The sequence below is a fragment of the Proteus sp. TJ1640 genome (assembly GCF_003144445.1).
In the GTDB taxonomy this organism is placed as follows: domain Bacteria; phylum Pseudomonadota; class Gammaproteobacteria; order Enterobacterales; family Enterobacteriaceae; genus Proteus; species Proteus penneri.
In genome coordinates, this window is sequence record NZ_PENY01000020.1 from 1 (window position 1) to 10,527 (window position 10,527).

General features: G+C 36.6%; 8 protein-coding genes. 3 read left to right on the plus strand and 5 right to left on the minus strand.

All coding sequences use genetic code 11. The features are described from left to right. The 5 genes from DK861_RS07520 to DK861_RS18570 form a co-directional block, all read right to left on the minus strand. A partial coding sequence (locus DK861_RS07520) for a filamentous hemagglutinin N-terminal domain-containing protein (RefSeq protein WP_162556769.1) occupies positions 1 to 4,570 on the minus strand: 4,570 nt, incomplete at its 3' end. 78 nt (positions 4,571 to 4,648) lie between these two features. Continuing rightward, positions 4,649 to 6,286, minus strand: coding sequence for a ShlB/FhaC/HecB family hemolysin secretion/activation protein (locus DK861_RS07525; RefSeq protein WP_239452147.1), 1,638 nt, complete (start codon positions 6,284 to 6,286; stop codon positions 4,649 to 4,651). Between the two features lie 609 nt (positions 6,287 to 6,895). Further along, on the minus strand, positions 6,896 to 7,105 hold the full coding sequence (locus DK861_RS07530; RefSeq protein WP_036905955.1) for an AlpA family phage regulatory protein: 210 nt from the start codon (positions 7,103 to 7,105) through the stop codon (positions 6,896 to 6,898). A gap of 105 nt (positions 7,106 to 7,210) precedes the next feature. Continuing rightward, positions 7,211 to 7,810 (minus strand): inovirus Gp2 family protein, encoded by a 600-nt coding sequence (locus tag DK861_RS07535; protein ID WP_109399718.1) that lies wholly within the window; start codon positions 7,808 to 7,810, stop codon positions 7,211 to 7,213. A gap of 238 nt (positions 7,811 to 8,048) precedes the next feature. Continuing rightward, the gene (locus tag DK861_RS18570; protein WP_275425646.1) at positions 8,049 to 8,180 is read right to left on the minus strand and encodes a hypothetical protein; all 132 of its coding nucleotides are present in this window, start codon (positions 8,178 to 8,180) and stop codon (positions 8,049 to 8,051) included. A 107-nt stretch (positions 8,181 to 8,287) separates the two neighbouring features. On the opposite strand from DK861_RS18570, the gene DK861_RS07540 reads away from it, so the two are divergent. From DK861_RS07540 to DK861_RS07550, 3 genes are all read left to right on the plus strand, one after another. After that, positions 8,288 to 9,256: a hypothetical protein gene (locus tag DK861_RS07540; RefSeq protein ID WP_162556770.1), complete on the plus strand. Its 969-nt coding sequence runs from the start codon at positions 8,288 to 8,290 to the stop codon at positions 9,254 to 9,256. A gap of 180 nt (positions 9,257 to 9,436) precedes the next feature. Continuing rightward, a complete protein-coding gene (locus tag DK861_RS07545) occupies positions 9,437 to 10,168 on the plus strand; it encodes a DUF3944 domain-containing protein (RefSeq protein ID WP_109399720.1) in 732 nt (243 codons plus the stop codon). Between the two features lie 38 nt (positions 10,169 to 10,206). Continuing rightward, positions 10,207 to 10,527, plus strand: a 321-nt coding sequence (locus tag DK861_RS07550; protein ID WP_162556771.1) for an HTH domain-containing protein, incomplete at its 3' end; no start/stop codon positions are given.

Below are 10,527 nucleotides of genomic sequence, written 5' to 3' on the forward strand. Positions count from 1 at the left end.
GATTAAATGCACGGCTGACTAATGTGCCTGAGTTGATCACGTCTTGGCTTTTTATCGTCAGTGAAGCGGGTAATAACCAGTTACCTATATTGTTCAATACGCCAGTAATCGTCAGAGAAACAGATTGATTGCTCTTTAAAATATCTCCATCACGTTGGGTATAATCTTGGTTTGCTGTCAGCGCTAATGCATTTTGGCTTTGTAAGGTACCACCTTGATTATCTAACGTCTGAGTATTCAACGTAAGCTTATCACCACTTTGAATAACGCCACGTTGATTCGATAACATTAAGGTTGAGGCAATAGGGGCGTCTTTCGCATTTATCGCAATCACCCCATTAGCTAAAATATGCCCTTTTTGGTTATTTAATAAAGAGAGAGAATTTAAGGATAACAATCCATTACTTTGTAGGCGCCCTTGGGTGTTATCAATATTTTTTGCTGAAATCACATTTTGGGTGGTACCCCAAATTAAGCCATTATCGCGATTATTTAGCGTGTTTGTGGTGATATTAAGGGCATCTTGGCTACTTAAAATACCGTTATTATGATTATCTAATTGAGCGGTATTAACCTTTAACGCCTGTGTTGAAACGAGCTGGCCTTGCTGATTTTGAAGATCAGTTGCAGTCAGCGTTAATGACTGGCCACTGTGTATTTTCCCTGCATTATTATTAATGTGTTCAATATCGTAATGGCTGTTTTTCTGGCTAATCAGCATACCTTGCGTATTATCAAGCTGTGCACCATTAACCGTTAATTCACCTTGGCTACTGATATGGCCTTGATGATTTTGAATTCTAGAGCCATAAATGGATTGGTGTTGATTACTTCTTATTTTACCCTGTGAGTTATCGAGTAAATCCGCTAGTGTCAGCGTTATCCCTTGCTGACCATCAATTGAACCTGATTGGTTGTATAGCGTTTTGGCGGTTAAGGCGAGATTATCACCGCTTTGAATTTTTCCTTGACGATTATTCAGGGCATTATCCACCGCTAACTGTGTATGCTGTTGGCTATATAACAAGCCATGCTGTGAATTATCGAGATTGAGTACATGTAAATTGAGTCTGTTGCCTGCTAACCATTGACCAGCAATATTGTTAACCGTTTCAATAGCACCGTTAGGCTGTGTACCTTGTGCATCAACTGTATTCTGTGCACTAATTTTACCTTGGGTATTGTTTATACTCTTAGCAATACGTAATTGAGCGCTATCGCTAGATTGAAGCAATCCATTTGTATTATCAAAGGTATTAGCAACTAAAGAGGCCTCTTTTTGGCTCTGTATTTGTCCCGTTTGGTTATTAAAGGCTGATGCTTTTGCAAACCATGTGTCTAAACTGCCCATCCAACCTTTGGCATTGAGAATATCCGTGGCTTGTAAGTGTTGTGATGATTGACTAAACAGGCGACCTTGGCGATTATCCAGTTGCTCCAATAAATCAATATTGAGTGTATTAAGGGAATTTATCTCACCTTGTGTATTGATAAGATTATTCGCTTTAATCACACTATTTTCATTACTCGTGATTTTGCCATGTTGATTAAGTAAATCACCTTTTAGCACTAACTGTAGCGCCTTTTGGCTAAAGATATTGCCTTGCTGTTGATTGCTCAGTGCCCCGCCTTCTAACGTTAGCGTGCCATTACTTTGCAGTAACCCGTTATTATTATTAAATTGGTTATTATCGTGACCTTGCCACTGTAAAAGGTGTTGTGCAGTTATTTTACCTAATGTATTGATGACATCATGAGTCGTCTTGAAGGTAAGTTTATCCCCTGATTGTAACTGCCCTTGGGTATTATCAATGGCATCAGCACTGGCAATAACTTGATGCCCTGCTTGGGTGATCCCTTCTTGATTATTCCAACGTCCTGCGGTGGTTATCTTTAGTGTTTTCCCTGCTTCCAATAAACCGTGAGTATTATTAAGAGATTGGTGAGCAATAAGGTCGAGATTGTCAGTGGCAACCAATTTACCTTGTTGGTTTGTTAACTGATCGGTGGTGACGGCTAACGATTTGGCGCTGATTTCACCTTTTTGGTTATCGAGGTTTTTTGGAGTGGTTAATGTTATCTGTTGACCAGCAAGAAGCTTACCTTGATTATTGCTAATATTTTGAGCATCAATCTTCGCAATTTCGCCACTTTGTATCAGACCATTATCATTGATAAGGTTATTTTCATTTAAAAGCACCAAAGCTTTATTTGTTAATAATGTACCTTGTGTATTATCGAGCAATTGATGCGTTGAGAGCGTTAACCTATCTTGACCAATAATTTTTCCCGCAACATTACTGACCGTATTTGCATTAAGATCAATCTCTTTTGCACTGATATTACCTTTCGATGAGCTTAATGAAGCTGCTTTCACTTTCATTTGATGACCAGAAAGTAATTGTCCTTCTTGATTATCAACATGGTTGGCAACAAGGTTAAATAGAGATTCGCTTTGCACAATGCCTGCTTGATTATTTAAATCACCTTGTGCAGACAACGTTAATGCTTTACCCGCACCAATAAAACCTTGAGTATTGGTTAATGTCTTTTGGGTAGAAAGCGTTAAAGTATCTTGACCAACTAGCTGTCCTTGCGTGTTATTGAATAAAGACGTCTTAATGTCAATTTGGTTACTGTTTATTTTTCCGGATTGATTATTAAGAGAATTGTCCGTATTTAAAATAAGCTGTTCACCAGAAAGAAGCTGACCTTTTTGATTATTAATCCCTGATTTTGCTGTTATTATTAATTGCGTTGGGCTTTTAATACTCCCTGACTCATTATTAAGATGTTGAGTATCAAGCTGTAAATTCCCATTATTCCCTAACTCGCCACGTTGATTATTGATAGATTGAGCAAATTGCCAATGTTGTTGCGAGTTATTTAACGTCACTAAACGCCCATCGGTATTATTTAAGTCTTGGCCATTAAGGGATAATTGATAAGCTTCAACACTGCCTTTCGTATTATCAAATAGGCTTTTTAATGCAAAACGACTTTCACTTTTTCCTGTTTGTGTCCAAATACCTTTTTGGTTGAAAAGATGATTCCCATCGATATCCCAAGATTGGGCTTTTATTTTGGCTTGTTGAGAAGAAATATTCCCCGTTGCGATAACATCAACTTTATGGGTATCAACTCGTGCATTGTCTAAACGAGCATCACCTTGTGTTGCTTTTATCGCTAACGTTGAAGTAGCAATTTGGCTTTGGCTTAAATCGACCTGTTTTGCCGTAATATTAATCGCTTTTTTATTCAGTAAATTACCTTGAGCGCGAATATTATTTTGGCTGTTTAAGGTGAGATTTGCGTCTTGGATGATTTGGCTATTAAGATCACTGCCCGCCAGTAAATTTCCTTGTGTTTGGATCTCTTTTTGGGCAATTAAAGTCACGTCTTTTGTTGCGGCTAATGTGCCTGATTGCTTCAACGCACCGTCTTGACTTTCTACACGTAACTGACCGCCACTATGAAGTTTACCTTGATGAATAAGATCTTCTTTGGCAATCAGGTTAATATCGCCACCTGCTTGTGTCACTGCTTCTTGCGTTTTTGTTGACTGCCAAACGAGTTGCCCTTGGCTTGTCACCGTTAAGGTTTTATTGGCTTGTAGATGACCACCTTGATTACGTACACCAACGCCCTGTTCAGTGCCCACCATTTTAATTTGACCACTGTACATTCCCCCCATTTGTCCCATATCAATGGCAAATTCCGGTTTTGCAGTCTTCTCTTTTTGTTCAAGTGCCGTGGCATTGTTTTGCGTATCAATATGATTACGCCCTGCGACAACTTCAATTTTTTCTTTTGCCCACACGCCTGCATTGATTTTTACCGCTTGGGCGAGCAGATCAACGTATTGTGTATCATGGCGACTATCTCCATTTAACCCACCACCTTCAACATGAATAACGCCACTTTCAACACGATATCCCGCTAAACTACCATCATGATTAACTTGAGGTTTACCCGTTGTTAGCGTCATTCGACCCGCATTGATCGTGCCGCAACCATTACAAATAATGCCCGAAGGGTTAGCGATAATAACTTGGGCTTTGCCACCTGCGACTTCTAAAAAGCCTTTGAGTTGGCTAGGATTGTTGCTATTAATTTCATTTAAGATAACACGTGCTGGAGCCTTGTTAGGATCTAGATTAGCGTTACCTTGGATCATGCCTGCGGTCTGTGTTGACGTCATTACCGCTGAGTTATTTAAAATAGCACCGCGTTGATCGACATCGAATTGTTTGTATTGGTTATGAGAAATTCCCGCCTCATTAGGCGCACTGATATTAACCTGTGGTAGACCATTTTGAGTATTAATGACTTCTGGTCGTTGATTTTGTGGTGCGTTGTTATCAGCAACAATACCATCAGCCAATACGTAAGGAGAACCTAACGCCAACCAAAGTAAAAAAGCACTACGCCGAAGTGTGACCCATATCCGAGTACCTTGGGAGCCTCTTGTTTGCCCTGTTTCTGTACTGTGGTTTTTGGTTAGTTCTGAAACAACACGTAATTCCCCATGGGTACGGCTGAAGATAAGGCGATAACAATGCTTATTCATAAATAATACCTTTAAAATCAACAATCCAAAAAAAGAGAAAGGATTAGTTAAACCAAGGGAATAACTGCCACAGAAAGACTAAATCTCTACATTAAGATTAAAACCAGCGGTCGCACCTGAAGTATGGAAACCTTCGGGTTTATAAAGTGGTGTACCCACAAAAACGTCATAACTTATTCGAGACCATAGTGAGCCGCGTAAACCCAATGCTGTACCCGCTAATTGGTGTCCCACGAGGTAGCGTGTGTTTTGTCCTTCAACACGACCATAGTCGATACCTAAATAGAGCTCTTGTCCTTGAGAAAACAGGTTCCACGCAATGTCATTGCGCCAAAGCAGGGCTTTTTCACCAGAAAGCATCTGTTCACCATCAAAACCACGAACGGTATAACGTCCACCGATTGCCATTCTGTCTTGTGGAGTTAAGGCATGTTGACTCCATTGACCACGTAGCGAGGTATTCCAGCGCCAAGGCTGTTCACCTAAAGCAAAAGGCTGATTAAAACCGATATCACCTAAAAAAAGTCCGGTTCTGGCACTCCCACTGTGAGTGTCTTCTTCGGGGGCACGTAGAGCACCAAATGCCCCCGTACCACGGCGCCAGTTGAGGTTGGCATCTAAGGTGGCATTACCGAAATAACTCCGCTGGTTAAAACCGATTTCCCACCCTGCGGTTCGGCGGTGTTGTTGGTCAATATCAATCCCATTGACCGCATTGGTAGAATGCTTGCGATAGACCCGCATATTGAGTGTGGTTTTATGAAACTGATTACGAAATAGCAATCGGGATACGGTAAATTGGGTATTGTCGCTTTCACCGCTGTAGCGCAATATCTCATTCGCATTAGGAATGTTTTGATGATAGGTATAGTGGTTATAATTAGCGGCAAATCCCCAATTACCAACAGGAATAAAATAGTTAAAGGTATAAGTACGATTACCAAAAGGCCCATTATCAAAAAAATCTTTACCCACATTGGCATAAAATAGATCGTTTTGGGCAAAAGGGGCATCAACAGAGAGCGTTGCAGCTCCTAAATAACGTCCAGTACTTTTTGATCCACTATCGTCCAAACCTAAGCTTAAACGAAAAGGTCGCTTTTCTTGCCAACTGACGACTAAATCACTGGTCGCTTCATTTTCACCCGGCTCGATTTTAATATCGACAGTCACATTAGGGACTCGTTTAAAATTTTCTAGCCCTTGTTCAATATCGCGTAAGTTAAGAATATCCCCTTTTGAGGCGGGAATGGCATTCCACAAACGAGCTCGCCAAGAGACGTTATCTTCAAAACGAACTTTATTAATACGACCAGGCTGTAGGATTAACGTTAGATGACCTTGGGTAAGATCTTGTTCTTGTACCATCACCCGTGTAGTGACATAGCCTTTTGATAAAATTTCATTTTCAACTTTATTGACTACAAGCAAAATGCCTTGTCCACCTAGACAACGCCCTTTCGCATTATCAACTGCCTTTAACGCCCACTGAAAATCAGTAGAAGCATCACCTTCCAGTGAAATAGAATTAATCACAAAACAGGGATTTTCATCAAGTGGATAGTCAGGCTGACTGATATTTGGACGAGAAAGACGAGTATCAACCTCAGGCATATTTTGCGCTTGTAATACCCGTTCACGTTCTTGCTGACGCTGTTGCTCATTAGCATCAATCGTGGCGGCTTTTTCTGAGGGTGTAAATTCAGGGGCTGCCATTAACGACGCAGAGAAAAAACAAAAAGAGAATAAAAACATCCGTGTAAAGTCGCACTTCATATTCATTATATTAGTAATTCCTATTATCCTAAGTTATATATACCGTGTTTAAAATAAATTACTGATTGATTTATAAGCAGAAAAAACACCATAAATATTAATAATTTTGGATTGATTAAATTTATTTCTTTATTTTAATGTGTGCTATTTAGCTAAATTGACATACAAAAATCAAGATAAATTTATATTAAATAAATATTTTATTTGTTATCAAAGCATTATATTTATTTCTAAGACCATTCTTTTTTTGATGTGTTGAGGGTAGGGGAAAGGAAACAGCCTAATAATTAGTATAGTTAATAATACGTATTATTTTTGATAAACTCATTGTATTAAACGTGTATAAATCGAACGCATCCATATTATAATAAATAACCCACCCTCTATAATTTAGGCTGGTGGTTTACGGATTATAGATAAATGTATTAATAATAATAATAGAAACGACAGATATAGTTATTCCTCATAGATTAACATGATAAGCGTGATTGAAATGGAATAATTTAATTAATGGATAAGGAGAATATAATAAATAAAAATAAGAGGTGATTATTTTCTTGATTTAGCAATTTGTTCTTTTAGCCAAGTTTCTACTTCGTGTTTGTACCAACGTGAACTTCGTCCTAGTTTAATGGGTTTAGGAAACTGACCGTCTTTAATGAGTTTATAAAACCATTTATCCGTTAATTTAGTAAACTGCGTAATAAACTTCATATCGACTAATTCATCGTCTAATAAAGAAATAGATTGGGTATTCATGATAATGCTCCTGTCTTTTATGGGAATAAAAAGGCAGAAGTCGTCTCTTAATTTAAGGAAGAGTATGACTTCTATATCATTACTCTTCTGTGTAAAAAAAGACTATTAGAGGCTATAACCAATCGAACGATAAGCATCGTTATAATCTTCTGTATGATGCTTAGCCAAGTATTTTACACGTGTTAAAAGAGAATCTAAGTCTTGTTTAAAAGAAGGTGAGTTTTTATCTAAATAATATTTACCTTGCTTTGTAAAATGCACTAAAGAAGCGTTAGCAGGGTAATTAATATTAAGTACGCCACACCAAGCGGATTGGATAATGGAAGATAAGCCATTATCACTTTCATTATATCGACCTAATGTGTAATAGATGTCTTTATTCAATAATAAAAGAAGATGGTAATGTTTTTGTTTATTCCTTTCACCGTATTCTCTTACCCAAACATAATGTAATGGATTATTGAGACGCCTACCCCAAGCTTTCTCTTTTCTTCTCGTGTCACTGATTAGTTTTGCTTTGAGTGATTCGATAAAGCGTGTCATTATTTTATTATTAGGTGGAATATCAATAGATGAATAAGGGAAACGTAGATCAACACGAATAGCAATAATACGTGATAATGAATTCAACGCATCATTAATCACATTGTGAATGATTGTTAGGTAAGACGAATTGTAACTCTCGTCAGGGTAGTTAATAAACATGATATTTATCCTTGATAATGGGTTTGTTCATATCAATGGATAGAATGTTTATTTTTTACTTTGTAATTTATTGTTAATGGTTTAATTAAATAGTTATTGGTGAGTTAATATGAATGCTTAATATATATTACTGCGAGAGTGCTTAGTGATGACTTACTCATCTTTATCACTGAGAGAGATATCAGTAAAGTAGTCATATAAGTAAAGTGGATATGTAACAAAGATAATCATGTAACAATCATAGGTATATTACTATACCAACAAAAAGGAGTTTACCCTCAGCTTTTGTTGAGAAAAAAATGCTTTCTATACCCTCTTTTTTTGCGTTTCCTTTCCCCGTTTTTACTCTGATATTAGTTTTAATCATCATCTATTTTTCCTTTTATTTTCGAGGTGAAGTGATAACTTGTATATTTTAAATGTGATAACTATTGTGTTTTTTTAGATAACATCTATTTTTAATATGATAAGGTTTGTATGATGATTTTAAAGGAAATGAGAGAAGACTTTTACTTTGTGTTACCTGACAAAAAAGATGCTTATATTGAAGTTAAGGCTGACAAGGCGTTGATAGAAAAAATAGAAAGATTAATGCAGGATTACTGTTTCTTTATTGAGGTAGTGGATCAAGGTAAGGTAGTTTTTGGATCAATATTAAATTATTTATATGAGTATTATTTCAATGATTATAACTATGATATTCCCAGAAAAATTTTAAACTCTTTACATGAACAAATCTATAAAAAAGCATTACTCTATAGAAAGATAGAAAATTATCATAATAAATTGACAACAGCAAATAAAAAAAGATATATGATTTGCGTTTCTTTAGGTATGGATGAAATAAGTTATAATGAATCTTACGCTACTTTTGCAAAAGAATATAAAAAAGTACTCTCTCGCTTTTTTAACAATCTTAGGTCTCACGCTTTTTGCCGAGATTTTGTGATTGGCTATTTTTGGGTTTTACTTAAGAAAAAATCCAATAATTATTGCTACGCTCATATTAATTTTTATTTAAGGGATTGTCATTTTAACCAAAAGCTAGTAAGAGAAATAAATAGCATTTGGAGAAAAATTATTAAATCAGAAAATAGGACAGGTGAAGTTTTATATTTCACAGTGAAAGAAAATATCAACTCAGCTGAACAATATGAAAGTATAGGGAACAGCACAACAAGAAATAGGATAAAAAAGAAATATGAAAAAGTGGTTTCTATTGCATCCACGAAGAATGATAAAACCCTTATTGTTTATCCTGATTTTAATGAAGGTAATGAAAATTATGAATACTATTTCAATAATGATAATAAAAAAGAATCTTTTCAAAATTACCTTATATCGTTAGCAAAAAAATCTTTTTATATACCGAGTTTTAGAGGGTATGGTATGGCATCAGTCGAAATGGCGAAAAATAAGCTAAAAAAAGAAAAAGTGAAAAAATAACCAAAAAAATCTTAGATATATATTAATCACTCGAAGCCAAACAAAGGTTTTATCATTGAAACGACACATCCTGTCGTTTTTGTCTTTTTTATTGTTCGAAAATAATCAATCTGCCAGCCATATCCTGTCAGACGGGTATTTTATAGTAATGCTATCTTATATTTAATGAGGTATACAAAGATGGCAACTTATCGTATTGATGCAGATTTATCTTTTATTGGGCAATGCAGTAATGAAGATTTATCATTACTGCTATCGGTATTAACACACGATATTAAAGACGGTGAAAAACGTTGGTCTGAAACGTTAACCAACACCCCTGAATATCAACTCTTTTATCCTGACCATCAAAAGTATTGGCCTGCCATTTGTGCAGAATTGCAAACTTATGGTGCTAACAGTTTAGTGAGTTTATTTCGTGGTAATAAAGGTGTGTTGTATCGTGAAATATTAACGGATGTCTGTGATAAGTTGGAGGTGAATTACGCTAAAAATAGTGAAACAGAAATCATTGAATTAAATCTTTTATTAAAAGTTTTTGAGAAAAGCTTAGATAAAATGACAGAGGAGGAATTAAAAAAATTAGCTCAAGAGTTACAATTAAATCTGACCAACCCTACCCCGCAACTGATATTAATTGCCATGCAAGCTGCCATTAAAACATCCGGTTTTGCAGCTTTAGAATTAGCGACGTTATCGGCTATCAGTGTCATTAACGCATTAGGCGGTATCGCGACATTTGGGACTCTTTTCGCGGCTCAGCGAGCATTGGCATTTATCGCAGGACCGATTGGATTAGCACTAAGCTCAGCTTGGTTATTATCTGATCTTGCAGGCCCTGCCTATCGTGTCACGGTGCCGGCGTGCATTATTGTGGCTTATTTACGCCAAAAACACCTTTCTTGCGACTAAATTGGCTTTTCATTGGTTGCTTTAACGGAATAACGTCTATGTCATCATCTCAACATCGGCATGACCGTTTGGCACAACGGTTGGCCTTTATTATTACCCAGTTGTTTAAAGGAGAAACCTTATCCTTAAAAGGATTAGCACAAGAATTTAATGTGTCAGTACGCACTTTACAACGTGACTTTAATGAACGACTTATTTATCTCGATTTGGACTATAAAGCAGGATGTTATTGGTTAGCAAAATCACAACGTTTTTTTAGAACCGATAAAGACATTCTACAATTTGCGTCGATGACGAGCATGGTGCCGTTCTTTCCTTCACTGGATAGAAAGCTTATTTCGGTGTTATTGGACACTGAA

Bases quoted from the DNA above. Each gene is read 5' to 3' on its own strand.
- DK861_RS07540 (WP_162556770.1), top strand. From the start codon at position 8,288: ATGATGATTTTAAAGGAAATGAGAGAAGACTTTTACTTTGTGTTACCT.
- DK861_RS07545 (WP_109399720.1), top strand. From the start codon at position 9,437: ATGGCAACTTATCGTATTGATGCAGATTTATCTTTTATTGGGCAATGC.
- DK861_RS07530 (WP_036905955.1), bottom strand. From the start codon at position 7,105: ATGAATACCCAATCTATTTCTTTATTAGACGATGAATTAGTCGATATG.
- DK861_RS07535 (WP_109399718.1), bottom strand. From the start codon at position 7,810: ATGTTTATTAACTACCCTGACGAGAGTTACAATTCGTCTTACCTAACA.
- DK861_RS07525 (WP_239452147.1), bottom strand. From the start codon at position 6,286: ATGGCAGCCCCTGAATTTACACCCTCAGAAAAAGCCGCCACGATTGAT.
- DK861_RS18570 (WP_275425646.1), bottom strand. From the start codon at position 8,180: ATGATGATTAAAACTAATATCAGAGTAAAAACGGGGAAAGGAAACGCA.